12 protein-coding genes are annotated in these 15987 nt (G+C 72.4%); 3 read left to right on the top strand and 9 right to left on the bottom strand.

The window, feature by feature from the left end:
• Positions 1 to 65: 65 nt before the first annotated feature.
• Both ACFY1J_RS39810 and ACFY1J_RS39805 read right to left on the bottom strand, forming a co-directional pair.
• Entirely contained in the window at positions 66 to 3158 is a 3093-nt protein-coding gene (locus ACFY1J_RS39810) for a putative bifunctional diguanylate cyclase/phosphodiesterase (RefSeq protein ID WP_390712030.1), read from the bottom strand.
• A gap of 402 nt (positions 3159 to 3560) precedes the next feature.
• Positions 3561 to 4523: a 2-hydroxyacid dehydrogenase gene (locus ACFY1J_RS39805; RefSeq protein WP_390732937.1), complete on the bottom strand. Its 963-nt coding sequence runs from the start codon at positions 4521 to 4523 to the stop codon at positions 3561 to 3563.
• A 75-nt stretch (positions 4524 to 4598) separates the two neighbouring features.
• On the opposite strand from ACFY1J_RS39805, the gene ACFY1J_RS39800 reads away from it, so the two are divergent.
• Together ACFY1J_RS39800 and ACFY1J_RS39795 are read left to right on the top strand one after the other, a co-directional pair.
• On the top strand, positions 4599 to 5597 hold the full coding sequence (locus ACFY1J_RS39800) for an aldo/keto reductase (protein WP_390711949.1): 999 nt from the start codon (positions 4599 to 4601) through the stop codon (positions 5595 to 5597).
• 316 nt (positions 5598 to 5913) lie between these two features.
• The gene (locus ACFY1J_RS39795; RefSeq protein WP_390732936.1) at positions 5914 to 7083 is read left to right on the top strand and encodes a PQQ-dependent sugar dehydrogenase; all 1170 of its coding nucleotides are present in this window, start codon (positions 5914 to 5916) and stop codon (positions 7081 to 7083) included.
• Between the two features lie 8 nt (positions 7084 to 7091).
• Here the strand turns inward: ACFY1J_RS39795 and ACFY1J_RS39790 are convergent, their stop codons facing one another.
• From ACFY1J_RS39790 to ACFY1J_RS39760, 7 genes are all read right to left on the bottom strand, one after another.
• Positions 7092 to 7277 carry a DUF6191 domain-containing protein gene (locus tag ACFY1J_RS39790; RefSeq protein ID WP_390711951.1) on the bottom strand — a complete coding sequence of 62 codons (186 nt, stop codon included), beginning with the start codon at positions 7275 to 7277 and terminating at the stop codon, positions 7092 to 7094.
• Positions 7278 to 7313: 36 nt separating this feature from the next.
• Positions 7314 to 10409 carry an AAA family ATPase gene (locus tag ACFY1J_RS39785; RefSeq protein ID WP_390732943.1) on the bottom strand — a complete coding sequence of 1032 codons (3096 nt, stop codon included), beginning with the start codon at positions 10407 to 10409 and terminating at the stop codon, positions 7314 to 7316.
• 161 nt (positions 10410 to 10570) lie between these two features.
• Positions 10571 to 10759, bottom strand: a complete 189-nt coding sequence (locus ACFY1J_RS39780; protein WP_363301308.1) for a hypothetical protein — start codon at positions 10757 to 10759, stop codon at positions 10571 to 10573.
• Between the two features lie 195 nt (positions 10760 to 10954).
• Positions 10955 to 11560: a hypothetical protein gene (locus tag ACFY1J_RS39775; RefSeq protein ID WP_390732935.1), complete on the bottom strand. Its 606-nt coding sequence runs from the start codon at positions 11558 to 11560 to the stop codon at positions 10955 to 10957.
• Positions 11561 to 11595: 35 nt separating this feature from the next.
• Complete coding sequence (locus tag ACFY1J_RS39770) at positions 11596 to 12171, bottom strand: GNAT family N-acetyltransferase (protein WP_390732934.1); 576 nt, start codon at positions 12169 to 12171, stop codon at positions 11596 to 11598.
• Positions 12149 to 14377: an MMPL family transporter gene (locus ACFY1J_RS39765; protein WP_390732933.1), complete on the bottom strand. Its 2229-nt coding sequence runs from the start codon at positions 14375 to 14377 to the stop codon at positions 12149 to 12151. The genes ACFY1J_RS39770 and ACFY1J_RS39765 overlap by 23 nt, the downstream gene beginning before the upstream one ends.
• A 203-nt stretch (positions 14378 to 14580) precedes the next feature.
• Positions 14581 to 14925 (bottom strand): hypothetical protein, encoded by a 345-nt coding sequence (locus tag ACFY1J_RS39760; protein ID WP_390711955.1) that lies wholly within the window; start codon positions 14923 to 14925, stop codon positions 14581 to 14583.
• Positions 14926 to 15129: 204 nt separating this feature from the next.
• On the opposite strand from ACFY1J_RS39760, the gene ACFY1J_RS39755 reads away from it, so the two are divergent.
• Positions 15130 to 15942 (top strand): SAM-dependent methyltransferase, encoded by an 813-nt coding sequence (locus ACFY1J_RS39755; protein ID WP_390712032.1) that lies wholly within the window; start codon positions 15130 to 15132, stop codon positions 15940 to 15942.
• The last annotated feature ends 45 nt before the right edge of the window (positions 15943 to 15987 follow it).

Below are 15987 nucleotides of genomic sequence, written 5' to 3'. Positions count from 1 at the left end.
CGCTGTCCAAGTACGAGAATTCGGGTGCGCATGGCACTGACCCTCCCCCCGACGCGCACCACGTGTCAAGTGGGTGGGACGGGAGTCTCATTATGTGAACGAAGGGCACTTCCGCCTCCGAAGACAGCGGGCACACCACTTGTGTACACCCCCGCGCCGCCGCCCGCGAACGCCGGCTCGGCCGGTCCGAGCGGAACCGGATATTGGCCGGATCCGAGCGCCCGGCGCAGCCGGTACTCGTCGAGCGGCCCGGCGAACGCCATGCCCTGCCCGTGTGTGCAGCCCATCGAGCGCAGCGCGACCACCTGCTCCGGCAGGTCCACACCCTCGGCCACGGACTGCATGCCCAGGTCGGCGGCGATGCGCAGCAGCCCATTGGTGATCTTGTGCAGCCGCGCGGACTCGACGACGCCCTCGACCAGACTGCGGTCGAGTTTCAACACGTCGACGGGGAGCCGCCGCAGGGCGGTGATCGCCGCGTAGCCGCTGCCGAAGCCGTCCAGCGCGATCCGGACCCCCAGCCGCTTGAGGGCGCCCAGACGCCGCTCCAGCTCGTCCAGGGAGACCCGGGGGTCGGTGTCGGACAGCTCGATCACCAGCGAGCCGGAGGGCAGCCCGTGCCGGGTGAGCAGGGCCTCCACCGAGCCGAGCGGCATCGACCGGTCGAGCAGCCGCCGGGCGGACATGCGCACGCCCACGGGCACGGCGAGCCCCGTCGCGGCGCGCTCGGCAGCCTGCTCCACGGCCTCCTCCAGGATCCAGCGGTCCAGTTCGGAGGTCTTGTCGCTGTCCTCGGCGACCCGCAGGAACTCGGCCGGGGTGAACAGCACCCCCTGGGAGGAGCGCCAGCGTGCCTGCGCGGAGACCGCTGTGATCCGGCCGTTGGCCAGGCACACCACCGGCTGGTGCAGCAGGGCGAACTCGCCGTCGTGCAGCGCGGCTCGCAGGCGCGTGGCCAGCTCCGCCTTCCGTACGACGTCCTGCTGCATCTGCGGCTTGTACAGCTCTACCCGGCCCTTTCCGGCCGACTTGGCGCGGTACATGGCGAGGTCGGCGTTGCGCAGCAATTCGCCCGCGCCCAGGCCCGGCTCGGCGAAGGCGACACCGATGGAGGCGTTGACACGGACATCGTTGCCGTCAATCAGATACGGCTGGGAGAGGGTCAGCCTGAGGCGGTCGGCGAGCTCCAGGATGTGCCGCTCCCGGGCACTGCGGTCACGGGTGCCGTCCCCGACGATCAGGGCCGCGAACTCGTCGCCGCCCAGCCGGGAGGCGGTGTCCCCGTGCCGCACCGCGTCGTGGAGTCTGCGGGCGGCCTGGACGAGCAGCGCGTCCCCGGCCTGGTGCCCGATCGTGTCGTTGACGGCCTTGAATCCGTCCAGGTCGATGAAGAGGACGGCGGTGCCGCGCAGATGGGCGCCGCGGTCGGAGGCGCGGCGGCCGGACACGGCCTGCTGCACACGCTGGGTGAACAGCGCGCGGTTGGGCAGGTCCGTGAGCGGGTCGTGCTCGGCGTTGTGCTGGAGCTGCGCCTGCAGCCGCACCCTCTCGGTCACGTCCCGGCTGTTGAAGATGAGGCCGCCGTGGTGGCGGTTGACCGTGGACTCGACGTTGAGCCAGCCGCCGTCGCCGGACCGGAACCGGCACTCGATGCGGGTGGTGGCTTCCTCCAGGGGGCTGGCGGCGAGGAACCGGCGCACCTCGTGCACCACGCAGCCCAGGTCCTCCGGGTGGATGAGATTGGCCAGTTCGGTGCCCACCAGGTCCTCCGCGGACCGGCCGTAGACCCCGGCGGCGGCTGGGGAGACGTAGCGGAGGATGCCGTTGGGCGCGGCGATCATGATGACGTCGCTGGAGCCCTGGACCAGGGAGCGGAAGTGGTTCTCCTTCTGGGCCAGTTCCTGGGTGAGCGTGATGTTGTCGAGCAGCATGATGCCCTGGCGCACGACGAGCGCGAGCACGACGGCACCGGCGGTGATGAGCACTACGTGGTCGGGACTGCGGCCGTTGAGGACGTTGTACAGGATGCCCAGCGTGCACACGGCCGCGGCGAGGTACGGGGTGAGCGCGGCCAGCGAGCCGGTGAGGGGCCGGCCGGCCGGATACCGGCTGTGATCACTCCCCTGGGCGGGCGCGGGCACCTGCGGGTGGTCGGCCTGCGGGTGATTGGCCTGAGGTTGATTGGCCTGCGGGCGGTCGGCCTGCCGGTGCTCGGCCTGCGGGTGGCCGGCCGCACGCTGGCCGGGCACGTGCTCGTGGACTACGCGCGTGTGCCCGTCGCCGCCGTGCCGCTCGGGCTCCGGCCGGCCGTGGCGCCGGGGTGCGGCCCAGGGCGCGTAGGCGAGGAGCAGCGAACCGGCGAACCAGCCCGCGTCGAGCAGCTGGCCGGAGTGGTAGCTGCTGTGCAGCAGCGGCGAGGTGAACAGGGCGTCGCACATCACGGTCAGGGCGAGCGCGCCGATGGCGGTGTTGACCGCCGTGCGGTTGCCCGGCGAGCGCCGGAAGTGCAGCGCGAGCACCATGCTGACCAGGGCGATGTCGAGCAGGGGATACGCCAGCGACAGCGCGGTGTGCGCCACGCTCGGCCCGTCGAACCTGGCCGCCTGGGCGAGCGCCAGGCTCCAGGAGAGGGTGAGCAGCGAACCGCCGATCAGCCAGGCGTCGAGCGCCAGGCAGATCCATCCCGCCTTCGTCACCGGCCGCTTGGCCAGCACCAGCAGCCCCACGATGGCGGGCGGCGCGAAGCACAGGAAGAACAGATCGGCGTAGCTGGGGCTGGGCACGGGCTGGTCCAGGACGACCTCGTACCACCCCCAGACCGCGTTGCCCAGGGCCGCCATCGCCGAGGAGAGGGCGAACAGCAGCCAGGCGGGTCGAAAGCGGACCCGGGGCGTGCGCGCGTAGAGGAAGCACGAGACGGCGGCGGTGCCCGCCGCGGCGGTCAGTCCGAAGTCACCCATGATCAGCGCGACTTCGTTCGAACCCCAGCCGAGCGCGGAACCGACGGCGTATCCCGCGCTCACCAGGGCCAGGCCGAGTTGGTGGACCAGGCCGGACCCGCCGCCGAGAGCCGGCGGCCGGGGCAGTGGCGTCCTCGACGGAGGCTGCGCCCGCAGCGTCCCGTTGAGGGCGGTCGGCACAGCGGGCGGCGGGCTCACCGGGTGCTCCCGGTCCGCGTCGCTCCCGGGTCCCTCGGGTATCGGGGCGTTGGGTGCGCATGCCTCCTGCGTCCGCTGGGCCTGCGGTGGTGGTGATGGCTGCTGTGGTGGCCGCGTCTGCGCGCGGTCGTGCGCCAGGGTCGCCGCCGACGGCTCCGCCGCGTCGGATCGTTCGTCCATAGGCCGTGCATCGCCCGTCGCCCCCCTCACATATCTGAAATGTCCATCCCCGGCGCCGAACGGTGCGCGGCGCAGCCCCTGTCGGGACGATACACCAGTCTCGTCACTCAGGGACATAGCTTCTCTACGCTCCGTGACGATCAGCGGCAATGAGCGCACGCACCGCGTCCGGAAGATTGCGGAGGGTACCCGAAGCGGATTACACGCCTGTTGCGCCCGTCGTCATGCGCCGGTGGAGCCCGTCGTAAGGATCACGTTGCGCAGGGGCTCCCGGTTCACGAACCGGTGCAACTGGTCCACCAGCAGCCGCTTGGCGCGCGGCAGGAAGGCCGAGGTGGGCCCGCCGACGTGCGGGCTGATGAGCACGCCGGGCGCCTGCCACAGGGGATGCCCCGGGGGCAGCGGCTCCGGGTCGGTGACATCGAGGGCCGCGCTGAGCCGCCCGGTCTCCAGCTCCGTGAGCAGGGCCTTCGTGTCGACGACCGGTCCGCGGGCGACGTTCACGAGCAGCGCCCCGTCCTTCATCCGGGCCAGGAACTCGGAGTCGACCAGGCCCTTCGTGGACTCCGTCAGGGGCGTGGACAGGATGACGACGTCCGCTTCCGGAAGCAGAGCGGGCAGTTCGGTGAGCGGGTGCACCGGACCGCGCGCCGTGGTGCGCTCGGAGCGCGCGACGCGCGCCACCCGCGCGACCTCGAAGGGCACGAGCCGGTCCTCGATGGCGGAGCCGATGGAGCCGTAGCCGACGATCAGAACGGACTTGTCGGCCAGGGCGGGGTGGAACTCGCTCTGCCACTGCCCCTGTTGCTGCGCCAGGACGAACTTCGGGATGCCGCGCAGGGCGGCGAGGGTGAGGGTGAGCGCGAGCTCGGCGGTGCTCGCCTCGTGCACACCGCGCGCATTGCAGAGCCGGACGCCGGGCACGATGGACGACAGCCGCGCGGTGACGTCGTCGACGCCGGCCGTGAGGGTCTGGACGACCTGGAGGTTCCGCATCGGCTCCAGGGGGCGCACCTTGACGGACTGGCGCTTCATGTACGGCACCACGTACACCACACAATCCGCGGGATCGCCGGGAAACGCCTGATTCCCGTCCTTGCCCCCGTCCCAGAACAGGTAGTTCAGCCCGTCGGGAAGCCCCTCGATGTCCTGCGGCGCAATGGGAAGCCATACGTCTGAAGTCATGGTCAGGAGGCTATGTCAGGCACCCGGGCAGGCAGAGGTTAGGTTGGGGGCCGGTAGAGGGAGGTTCACGAGCAGGTGGAGCGCAGGACGATCGGCGCGGGGGCGCTCGCGGTGGGGGCCGTCGGACTTGGATGCATGCCGATGAGCTGGGCGTACAGCGGCTCGCGGCAGCGGGGGGACGAGTCGCTCAGGGCGGTGCACCGGGCGCTGGACCTGGGCTCGACGCTGCTGGACACGGCCGACATGTACGGCCCGTTCACCAACGAGCTGCTGCTGGGCCGGGTACTGAAGCAGCGGCGCGACGACGCCTTCGTGTCGACGAAGGTGGGCCTGCTGGTGGGCGATCAGCACATCGTGGCCAACGGGCGGCCCGGATATGTGAAGCGGGCCTGCGACGCCTCGCTGCGCAGGCTGCAGACGGATGTGATCGACCTCTATCAACTGCACCGCGCCGACCCGGAGGTCCCCGTCGAGGAGACCTGGGGCGCCATGGCGGAGCTGGTGCGGGCCGGGAAGGTACGGGCGCTGGGGCTGTGCGCGGTGGGCGCGCGGGGCGGACGCCGGTCCGGGGCGCGGCTGCACGACGCGACGCTCCGGCAGCTGAAGCGGGTGCAGCAGGTCTTCCCGGTGAGCGCGGTGCAGGCCGAGCTGTCGGTGTGGTCGCCGGAGGCCCTGGACGCGCTGCTGCCGTGGTGCGAGGCGCGGGACATCGGCTTCCTGGCGGCGATGCCGCTGGGCAATGGGTTCCTGACCGGCACGCTCACTCCGGGCGAGGGGTTCGAACCCGACGACCTGCGGGCCCGCCACCCCCGCTTCACGGCCGAGATGATGGCCGCCAACCAGCCGATCGTCGCGGGCCTGCGCCGGGTGGCCCGCCGGCACGGGGAAGAGGTCACCCCCGCACAGGTGGCGCTGGCCTGGGTGCTGTCCCAGGGCCGGCACGTGGTCCCGGTCCCCGGCACCAAGCACTGCCGATGGGCGACGGAGAACGCCGACGCCGTCGACGTACGGCTCACCCCGCAAGACCTGACCGCACTGTCCCAGCTGCCACCCGCACAGGAATCGTGGGACTGAGACGTCCGACCGGCCCCCGAATCCGGACGATCGGGAACCCGGACAGTACGACCAGCCGAGGGCACCTGCCGCCGCACCCGCACCGCGTGCCCCGCCCGCACCAGCCACTACCGACGGGCAACGAAGAACGCCGACGCGATCGACGTACGACCGACCCCACAAGACCTGCCCGCACTGGCCCAACTGCCACCCGCACAGGAATCGTGGGACTGAGACGTCCGGCAGGGCTCCGATTCCGGGGGATCGGGAACCCGGACGGTGCGAGCGGGTGTATGAGAAGTAGGGCCCGCCGCCGGGGCGCCGCGTCGAAGGGACGATGATCGTGCAACGTCGAGCTGTGTCGGCCGTACTGGCCACGGCCGCGCTCCTGCTGACGGCCGGCTGTTCCTCCGGGGGAGGGGGAGCCCCGTTCGGGGGGCTGAGTACGACGCCGAAGGGGACGGCGTCCGGCGGCTCCCCGTCCGGGCGGGCGACCGAGCCGACCCCGCCCGCGAAGGGCTCGGTGAAGGTGCTGCGCACCGTGACCGAGGACCTGAAGACCCCGTGGGGCCTGGCTCCCCTGCCGGACGGCGGGCTGCTCGTGTCCTCGCGCGACGACGGGACGATCACCCGGGTCGACGAGAAGACGGGCAGGAAGACGGAGCTGGGCACGGTCTCCGGGGTGTCCGCGGCCGGCGAGGGAGGCCTCCTGGGCATCGCCCTCTCCCCCGACTACGCCTCGGACCACATGATCTACGCGTACTTCACCTCGGCCTCGGACAATCGCATCGTCCGCATGATCTACGACGAGCACAGGCCCCCCGGTGATCAGCTGGGCGCCCCGGACACGATCTTCAAGGGCATTCCCAAGGGCTATATCCACAACGGCGGCCGGATCGCGTTCGGCCCGGACAACATGCTCTACGCGGGCACCGGCGAGAGCGGGCAGCGGGGCCTCGCCCAGGACAAGAAGTCGCTGGGCGGCAAGATCCTGCGCATGACCCCGGAGGGCGAGCCGGCCCCGGGCAACCCGTTCCCCGACTCCCCCGTGTACACCTATGGCCACCGCAATGTGCAGGGCCTCGCCTGGGACGACAAACAGCGCCTGTTCGCCTCGGAGTTCGGCCAGGACACCTGGGACGAGCTGAACGCGATCAAGCCCGGCGACAACTACGGCTGGCCGGAGGCGGAGGGCAGGTCGTCCGACCCCGCCTACCACAACCCGATCGCCCAGTGGCACACCGACGAGGCCTCCCCCAGCGGCATCGCCCAGGTCGACGGGGTCATCTGGATGGCGGCCCTGAAGGGACAGCGGCTGTGGCGCATCCCCCTGAAGGGCACGCAGACCTCGGCGGCCCCGCAGGCCTTCCTCACCGACGAGTACGGCCGTCTGCGCACGGTGGTCGCGGCGGGCGGCCACAAGGTGTGGCTGGTCACCAGCAACACCGACGGCCGGGGCACGCCGAAGAAGGGCGACGACCGGATCCTGGAACTGGAGGTGCGCTGACGGTCCGCCTACTCCTCCACGGACTCGTCCGAGGGCTTGGGCCGGCGCACGACGACCTTCCCGGATTCGAGGTCTATCGGCCCGCGCCCGGGATCGTTGTCCCCGACGTCCTCCCGGGTCAGCTCCAGCCTGTTCCGCTCGTCGCGGGTGTGCTTACGGCCCGGTGCGAACAGTTCCTCGAAGATGTTGAACACGGCGCCTCCCCCATGCCGGTCCTCGCGGTGGCGGACTCACCCCGCCGTCCTGGCGCGGTGCGGGCCGGACGGAAACAGCCCCAGCCGGTGGGCCACCGCCGCCGCCTCGCCCCTTCCTGAGACGCCGAGCTTGCCCAGGATGTTCGACACGTGGACGCTCGCGGTCTTCGGGGAGATGAAGAGTTCCTCGGCGATCTGCCGGTTGGTGCGGCCGGCCGAGACCAGGCGGAGCACATCGCGTTCCCTGCTGGTGAGGCCGAGCGCCTCGACGGGGTCGGCGGGGCCGGGCGCCTGCCGCGGGGCGCGGGTCGGGCCGAGGCGGGCGCGCTGGGCGAGGAGTGCCACGGAGTCGGCCAGCGGGCGGGCTCCGAGGTGGTCGGCGACGGCCCGGGCGAGGCGCAGCAGTTCCGTGGCCCGGTCGCGCTCGTCGTCGCCGCCGTCGGCGAGCAGGGCCCGGGCAAGGCGCCGGCGGACGCGCGCGAGGTCGTAGGGGCGCTCCAGCGACTCGAAGGAGGTGACCACCTCCGACCAGATCTCCGGGGTGTCCGTGCCCTTGGCACGGTGGAGTTCGGCGCGGACCCATCCCTCGTGGGCGAGCCAGACGGGTGCGCCGGTGGTGAGTTTCCCGGCGGTGTCGCGCACCCGGTCGAGGATCTCGGCGCGGCCGGGCTCCGCGGCGGGCAGGGTGCGGGCGTCGGCCTCGGCGGTGGCGGCGGCCAGGAGCAGGGGCCAGGCGTAGCGGTTCGTGCCGGGCGGGAGGCCGGCGTCCAGGGCCCGCTCCAGCTCGGCACGGGCGTCCAGCAGCCGGCCTTCCGCGGCGGCCACGCCGACGGCGGTGCGGGCGAGGGGCAGCCACTGCTGGGGCATGGGGTCGTGGGTGCCGAAGTGCTCGCGGGCCGCGGCGAGTTGGCGCGCCGCCTCGGCGAGGTCGCCGCGGCCCAGGGCGAGATGGGCCAGGCACATGGCGGCCGTGCCGAGCGGTTTGGCGCTCGGTCCCCGGCGGGCCGCGTCGGCCGCGGCCCGTGCGGCCTCTTCCCAGCGGCCGAGGGAGTACAGCGACTGGGAGAGATTGGCCCACACCCAGGCCTCGGAGCCCAGCAGACCGAACTTCCGGGTGAAGCGGGTGCCTTCCTCCAGGATGGGGGTGGCCTCCCGGGAGCGGCCGACCGCTTCGAGCTCGGAGGGGAGGTTCACATAGGCACGGCCGGCGACGTAGGGGAAGCCCTCCCTCAGTGCCTGCTCCTTGACCCGGAACATCTCGGCGAGGCCCGCCTCGACCGCGCCCGAGTCGACCATGAGGCCGCCGAGCGTGACGCGTGCGTTCAGCTCCGTCTCGCGGGCGTCGACCATGCGCGCGTACTCCACGGCCCGTTCGGCGGCGGCGAGGGCCTCGGGGCCCGGCTCGTGCAGCATCGACCAGTTGGCGACGCTGCTCAGCACCTCGGCGTGCACCTCCGAGGGCGGCAGACCGCGCACCAGGCCCTGGGCCATGGCCAGTTCGTGCCGGCCGTCGCCGCGCCCCTGCGCCTGGACCAGGCTGGAGCGCTGGTTCCAGAACCAGGCGGCACGGAGGGGGACTCCGCTGCCCGAACACGGTTGCGAGCCCGGGGGAAGGTCGTCCTCGTCCTCCAGCAGGCGCAGCGCCCGCTTGGTGATCTTCAGGGCACGCTCGCGCTCCCCGCACAGCCGCCCGGCGACAGCGGCCTCCGCCATCAGATCGAGAAAGCGCAGGGGTGAGGTGGCGGGGTCGCAGGCGCAAGGAGGATAGACGTCGGTGTAGTCGACGGGGCGCAGGGCGGTCCGTACGTCCTCGGGGGCGGTGTCCCACAGCTCCATCGCCCTCTCCAGCAGCCGTAGTTGCTCGCTGTAGGCGTGCCGGCGGCGGGCGACGACGGAGGCGTCCAGGACGGCGGGCAGGGCCTTGGCGGGGTCGTGGGCCTGGTACCAGTAGCTGGCCAGGCGCATGTCGCGCTCGTCGGCGGGGACGAGCGTGGGGTCGGCCTCCAGGGCCTCGGCGTAGCGGCGGTTGAGACGGGAGCGTTCGCCGGGCAGCAGGTCGTCGGCGACGGCCTCGCGGACCAGGGAATGGCGGAAGCGGTAGCCGTCGCCGCCGGGTGCGGCGCTGAGGATGTTGGCGTTCACGGCGGCCCGCAGCGCCTCGATGAGGTCGTCCTCGGCTAGCCGGGCGACGGCGGCCAGCAGCCGGTACTCGACGGTGGAGCCGCCCTCGGCGACGATCCGGGCGACCCGCTGGGCGGACTCCGGCAGCGTCTCGACGCGCACGAGGAGCAGGTCGCGCAGGGAGTCGGTGAGTCCGGTGCAGCAGCCCTCGTGGGCGGCGACGGCGAGTTCCTCGACGAAGAACGCGTTGCCGTCGGAGCGCCGGAAGATCTCCTGGACCTGGGCGGGGTCCGGTTCGGCGGCCAGGATGCCGGCGATCTGGCGGCCGACCTCGGCGCGGTTGAAGCGGGCGAGTTCGAGGCGGCGGACGGTGCGCAGCCGGTCGAGTTCGGCGAGCAGCGGGCGCAGGGGGTGGCGGCGGTGGATGTCGTCGGCGCGGTAGGTGGCGAGGACGAAGAGGCGGCCGGTGCGCAGGGTGCGCAGGAGGTAGGACAGGAGGTGCCGGGTGGAGGCGTCGGCCCAGTGGAGGTCCTCCAGGGCGACGACGACCGTGCGGTCGGCGGCGACGCGTTCCAGCAGTCGGGCGGTGAGTTCGAAGAGGCGGGCCATGCCCTCCTCGTCGTGCCGGCCCGCGGCCCGGGTCGGTGCGGCCTCGTCCAGCTCGGGCAGGAGCCGGGCCAGTTCCTCCTCCTGTCCGGCTGCCGCGGCCGCGAGTTCGCCGGGCAGGGCGCGGCGCAGGGCGCGCAGCGCGGTGGAGAAGGGCGCGAACGGCAGTCCGTCGGCGCCGATCTCGACACAGCCGCCGAGCGCCACGACGGCGCCCCGGCGGCAGGCGGCGGTGGTGAACTCCTCGACGAGGCGGGTCTTGCCGACGCCCGCCTCGCCGCCGACCACCCATGCCTGCGGCTCGCCCGCGTCGGCACGGGCGAGCGCTTCGTTCAGCATCTCCAACTCATCGGTACGGCCGACGAAGACGGGACTGACGGACCTGGTCTGCACGGGTCCGAGCATCGCACGGGGGTCGGACGCCACGGCATCCGTTTTCCACAGGGCGGGGGGATTGGTCGTACCGGTCGCGGCCTGGGTGGTACGACGGACCGGGGACCGTTCCCCACCGCCGTACGGGAGGAGGCGGCCGACCCCCGTACGGCCGTCCTCCCCCGTCCGGGCGGTCACGCGGCACGAGGAAGTCGGTGCCGGCGCGGGCGGTCGGTATGGGCCTCGGTCGTGGCGGCCCGGCGGGCCTCCTCCTCTCGGCGGGCGGCGCGGCGGCCGCGTACGGCCACGCGGGCCAGGCGTTCGTCCTCGGCCCGGCGAAGCAGCTCGGCGGAACGGAGTCGCTGGAGTTCGTACTCGATCACGGTGTGTCCCCTGTGAGTTCGGTTTCGGGCTTCGCTTTCTGCGATGCCTCCACCTTCGTCTCCCAGGGGGGTGTGCCACATCGGGAGAGTTCCGCATCTTGGGGCGGGCGCCGGGCCTGAGACGCGCGTAAGGGGCCTTAGAAGCTCCGTAAGGTGCCTACGGATGCCCTAAGACCCCTTGCGAACTGGGGTGATTCAGCTCGTGGTCGGCAGTGCGAGGAGCGCGTCGGAGTACTTGAGGACGGCCAGGAGCAGGCCGATGACGCCGAGCGAGACGCCCGCCCAGGCGACCGACTTGATCCAGGGGGCCTGCGGCCTGCCGGGTGCGCCGAACGCGGGCCGGGCCAGGACGGCGACGCCGGTGATCAGCGCGGTGAGGGCGAACAGGCCGGCCCACAGTGCGGTGGTGTGCCAGGCGTCGCCGTACACCTCCTTGATCTGCTTGGCGACGGCCGCGTTCGACGCGGTCCGGAGCTGGCCGATGAGGGTCTCGCGGGCGGCGGCCACGGTGCCGATCCAGCCGCCCGTGAGCGAGACGAGGCCCAGGACGGCGGAGACGACGGCTGCGGCGCCCTGGCCGACGCCGGAGGGGCCCTCGGCCTCCGCGCCGGCCGGCTCCTCGGCCGTCTCGGCCTCGGTCTCGGTCTCGGTCTCGGTCACGTCATCGGCCCGGTCCTCGGCCTCGGTGACGTCCACCGCCATCTCGTCGCTCTTCAGGTCGTCGTTCTTCGCGTCGTCGTTCTTCGCGTCGTTCTTCACCTCGGTGCCGTCCCCGGCACCGTCGACTGTCTTCGTTGCCATGCCCCGCACCGTACGGAGGCTGTCTGAGAGGTCTCTTAATGATCGCCGCGGGACGCACGCGCGCGTGCCGCACGCCACTCGGGGGCGAGCACCGACCACACCTCGATGTCGTGCCGGACGCCCCGGTGCAGGCGGCTCTCGCGGAGCACCGCGTCCCGGGTCATCCCCAGCCGCCGGGCGACATTGATGCTCGGCCGGTTGGCGGAGGCCGCGTACCACTCCACGCGGTGCATTCCGCGCGCGTCGACCGCCCAGTCGACGAGGACCGTGATCGCGCGGGTGACGAGCCCCCGTCCGGCCGCGGCGGGCTCCAGCCAGCAGCCGACCTCGCAGTTGCCCTGTGCGGCGTCGAAGGTCCGGAACAGCACCCCGCCGACCAGCTTCCCGTCCAGCCAGATCCCGTGCAGGCTGCCGCTGTCCGCGGCGCGCTTCTCGGCGTAGGAGGTGAGCAGGGCCCGCGCGGAGTCCACGTCCGTCTCCCGCGCCCCGAAGCCGATGTACTGGCCGATGAACTCCCGCCCCCGGTCGAGGTGCGCGAGGAACTCCCCGGCGTGCCAGGGCTCCAGGGGGCGCAGCTCAGCGCCGTCGTCACCCAGGGAAATCGCGTACATCCTGCCGCCGCTCCTTCGTCAGTTCCTCCACGGCCTCGGTGAGCCTCTCATGGGCGGCCCGGCACTCGGGCGGTTCGATGCTGATCCGCGGCATACGGCGGTCCAGCCAGCGCGGGAGCCACCAGTTGGCGCCGCCGAGCAGATGCATCAGGGCGGGCACGAGGAGGGTGCGCAGGACGAAGGCGTCCAGGGCGACCGCGGAGGCCAGCGCGATGCCGAACATGGCGATCACGCGGTCGCCGCTGAGCACGAAGGCGAGGAAGACCGAGATCATGATGACCGCGGCGGAGTTGATCACCCGGCTGGTCTCGGCCAGTCCGACGCGGACGGCCCGCCGGTTGTCGCCGGTCTCCAGCCACTCCTCGTACATCCGGCTGACCAGGAAGACCTGGTAGTCCATGGAGAGTCCGAAGAGGACCGACACCATGATCACGGGGAGGAAGGGCTCGATGGGGCCGGCCCGGCCGAGGCCGAGCGGTTCGCTGCCCCAGCCCCACTGGAAGACCGCGACGACGATGCCGAAGGCGGCGGCGACGGCGGCGATGTTCATGGCGGCGGCCTTCAGCGGGATGCCGAGCGAGCGGAAGGCGAGCAGGAGCAGCACGCAGCCGAGTCCGATGACGACGCCGACGAAGAGCGGCAGCTTGCCGACGATCACCGCGGCGAAGTCGTCGTAGCCGGCTGTCACTCCGCCGACCTGCAGATCGAGCGCGGTGCCGGTCTCCGCGTGCGGGAGGACCTCGGTGCGCAGCCGGTCGACCAGGTCACTGGTGTGCTGCGACTGGGGCGCGGAGTCGGGGACGACGGTGAGGTAGGCGGTGTCGCCGCCGGTGTCGAACCGGGCCGGTGTCGCCGAGGCGACGCCCGCGGTCTCGCGCAGGGTGGTGTCGAGGTTGTCGAGCGCGAGCCGGTCCGCGGCGCCGTCGACCCGGGTGACCAGCGTCAGCGGGCCGTTGACGCCGGGTCCGAAGCCCTCGGCGAGGAGGTCGTACGCCTGTCGGGTGGTCGACGCCTTGGGGTCGTTGCCCTGGTCGGACGTGCCGAGGCGGAGGGAGAGCGTGGGCAGCGCGAGGGCCGCGACGACGGCCACGGCGACGGTGCCGAGCAGCTTGGGGTGGCGTTCGACGAAGGCGGACCAGCGGGCGGCGAGTCCGGTCGGCAGCTCCGGCTGCGGCCCGTGCTCGGCCAGCCTGCGCCGCTCCCGGCGGCTCAGGGCGCGGGGTCCGATCCAGGACAGCAGGGCGGGCAGCAGGGTGACGGAGGCCGCGACGGTCAGCACGACCGTCAGCGAGGCGGCGACGGCGACGCCGTTGAGGAAGCTCAGCCGCAGGATCAGCATGCCCAGCAGGGCGATGCAAACGGTGGCGCCCGCGAACACGACCGCGCGGCCCGTGGTGGCGACGGCGTCGGTGGCGGCCTCGGTGACGGTGAGGCCGCGCTTCAGCCCGCGCCGGTGTCTCGTCACGATGAAGAGCGCGTAGTCGATGCCGACGCCCAGCCCGATGAGCATGCCGAGCATGGGCGCGAAGTCGGCGACGGTCATGGCGTGCCCGAGCAGCACGATCGCGGCGTACGCGGTGCCGACGCCCACCAGCGCGGTGGCGATGGGCAGCAGCGAGGCGGCGAGCGAGCCGAAGGCGAGGAACAGCACGACGGCGGCGACGACCACGCCGACCGCCTCGGCGACATGCCCGCTCGACGACTCGGTGAGCCCGATGGCGCTGCCGCCGAGCTCGACCCGGAGCCCGTCGGCCTCGGCGGACTTGGCGGCGCGGACGACGGCCAGGGCCTCGGACCTGTCGATGTCCTCGGCGGGGGCGGCGAAGGTGACGGTGGCGTACGCGGTGTGTCGGTCGTGGCTGACGCGACCGGTGCCCCGGCCCTCGTAGGGGCTGGTCACGGACGACACTCCGGGCAGGCCGGCGATCTCGTCGAGGGTGCGGGTCATCGTCTGCTCGACGTCGGCGGCGCGGACGGTGCCCGAGGTGGTGTGCCAGACGACGGTGTCGGTGTCGCCGCCGAGGCCCGGGAAGCCGTCCCGCAGCAGCTGGGCGGCGCGGCCCGACTCGGTTCCGGGCACCTCGTAGTCGTTGGAGTACGCGGGGCCGGTGACGGCGGCGGCCGCGGTGGCCCCGCCGAACGCGAGGAGCCAGAGCAGAACGGCGACCAGGCGGTGCCGGACACACCAACGTGCAAGGGCTGCCACGGACGTGCTCCCAGTTGACGATTTGAGGATCTTTGACCGGGAAGGATCGTCCATGAACTGAACAGCCCGCAAAGAACGCATGAGCAATCGCAGGACACTCTTGCAGGCGAATGTGATCGTTTACCGCGTTCCGGGGGTTATCCGCCGGAGTGGGAGACAAGTCACAGGACAGTTCCGTGAACTCTGTCGTCGCGCCGGGTACTTCAGTCGAACTGGTCCCCGAGCGCCATGATCATCGTCCCCACGATCAGCAGCCACAGTGCCCGGCGGGTACGGCCCCGGGAGCCGAGCACCGCGGCGAACGCGCACACGGCGGCCCCGAAGGCGTAGGCGGCCGGGACGAGCACCGGCGCGGCACCGCTCAGCCGCAACAGGGCCGCGGCCAGGCCCGCGAGGGACAGCAGGGCTCCGGTGCCGGTCGCCGTCCAGCGGGCCCGGCGCGCCTCCACAGCGGGGTCCTCTTCGTCGTCGTCCACGTCGTCCATGTCGGCTGCGCCGTCCACCTCGGCCGTCTCGGTTCGGGTATCGGAATCCGTGCGTCCACTCATGGCGGGCGAGCGTAGTACGTGTGCCTGAACAATCCGGGTGCGGGGAGCGGGAAGCGCTGTTAGCGTCCCGGCGTCCGCAGTCCCAAAAGCCGGCACCTCGCCGCCGACCGAAGCAGGTGCGTTGTTTGACGGTCCGACCGAGCTCCTACGCATACCTTTCCCGTACGAAGGACTCAAGGAGCCCGTTCACCGATGTCCGACAGCATGTCCGACGCCACATCCAAGACCTCCGACAACCCTGACAACCCTCTGACCGACCGCCTGACCGACCCCCGCCACCCGCGCAGCGACCGCTACGACGTCCGCTGGACCATCGAGAACCAGATGGGCCCGCACGCCCTGTGGCTGCTGGAGTGGCTGGCCCCCGCGCTCGGCCTGGCGGACCTGCGCCCCGGGGCGCGCGTCCTCGACCTGGGCTGCGGCCGCGCCATGACCTCCGTCTTCCTCGCCCGGGAGTACGACGTCCAGGTCGTCGCCGCCGACCTGTGGGTGAAGCCCGACGACAACGCCGCACGGATCGCCGAGGCCGGCGTCGCCGACCGGGTGCTGCCCGTGCACGCCGAGGCGCACGCTCTGCCCTTCGGCGAGGGGACGTTCGACGCGATCGTCTCCGTCGACGCGTACCAGTACTTCGGCACGAACGACCTGTATCTGCCCACGCTGACCCGGCTGCTGAAGCCCGGCGGGCGGATCGGGGTCGTCGTACCGGCACTTCGCGAGGAGCCGGAGGGCGCGGAGCCGCCGGCGCAACTCGCGCCGTGGTGGGAGCCGGACTTCTGGTGCTTCCACTCCCCCGAGTGGTGGCGGCGCCACTGGACGCGCGGCGGGGCCGTCGAGGTCGAGGCGGCCGACTGGCAGCCGGACGGCTGGCGCGACTGGCTGCTGTGGTGCGAGGTGGTCGCCGAGGAGAGCACGGACGAGTTCCACGTCCGGATGGCGGGCCGGTGCGCGCAGATGCTCCGCGCGGACGAGGGCCGCGCACTGGGCTTCGTACGGGTCGTGGGACGCCGCAAGTAGCCGTACGGCCCCGGAGGCGACGCCTCCGGGGCCGTACCGCACACG

It is taken from the genome of Streptomyces sp. NPDC001406 (assembly GCF_042895285.1).
Taxonomy (GTDB): Bacteria; Actinomycetota; Actinomycetes; order Streptomycetales; family Streptomycetaceae; genus Streptomyces.
Note: the sequence above shows the minus strand (reverse complement) of the source record. Positions and strands in the feature narration are given on the sequence as shown.

Excerpts from the sequence above, each read along its gene's own strand:
- ACFY1J_RS39805 (WP_390732937.1), bottom strand. The coding sequence starts at position 4,523 with ATGACTTCAGACGTATGGCTTCCCATTGCGCCGCAGGACATCGAGGGG.
- ACFY1J_RS39795 (WP_390732936.1), top strand. The coding sequence starts at position 5,914 with ATGATCGTGCAACGTCGAGCTGTGTCGGCCGTACTGGCCACGGCCGCG.
- ACFY1J_RS39785 (WP_390732943.1), bottom strand. The coding sequence starts at position 10,409 with ATGCTCGGACCCGTGCAGACCAGGTCCGTCAGTCCCGTCTTCGTCGGC.
- ACFY1J_RS39775 (WP_390732935.1), bottom strand. The coding sequence starts at position 11,560 with ATGGCAACGAAGACAGTCGACGGTGCCGGGGACGGCACCGAGGTGAAG.
- ACFY1J_RS39770 (WP_390732934.1), bottom strand. The coding sequence starts at position 12,171 with ATGTACGCGATTTCCCTGGGTGACGACGGCGCTGAGCTGCGCCCCCTG.
- ACFY1J_RS39760 (WP_390711955.1), bottom strand. The coding sequence starts at position 14,925 with ATGAGTGGACGCACGGATTCCGATACCCGAACCGAGACGGCCGAGGTG.
- ACFY1J_RS39755 (WP_390712032.1), top strand. The coding sequence starts at position 15,130 with ATGTCCGACGCCACATCCAAGACCTCCGACAACCCTGACAACCCTCTG.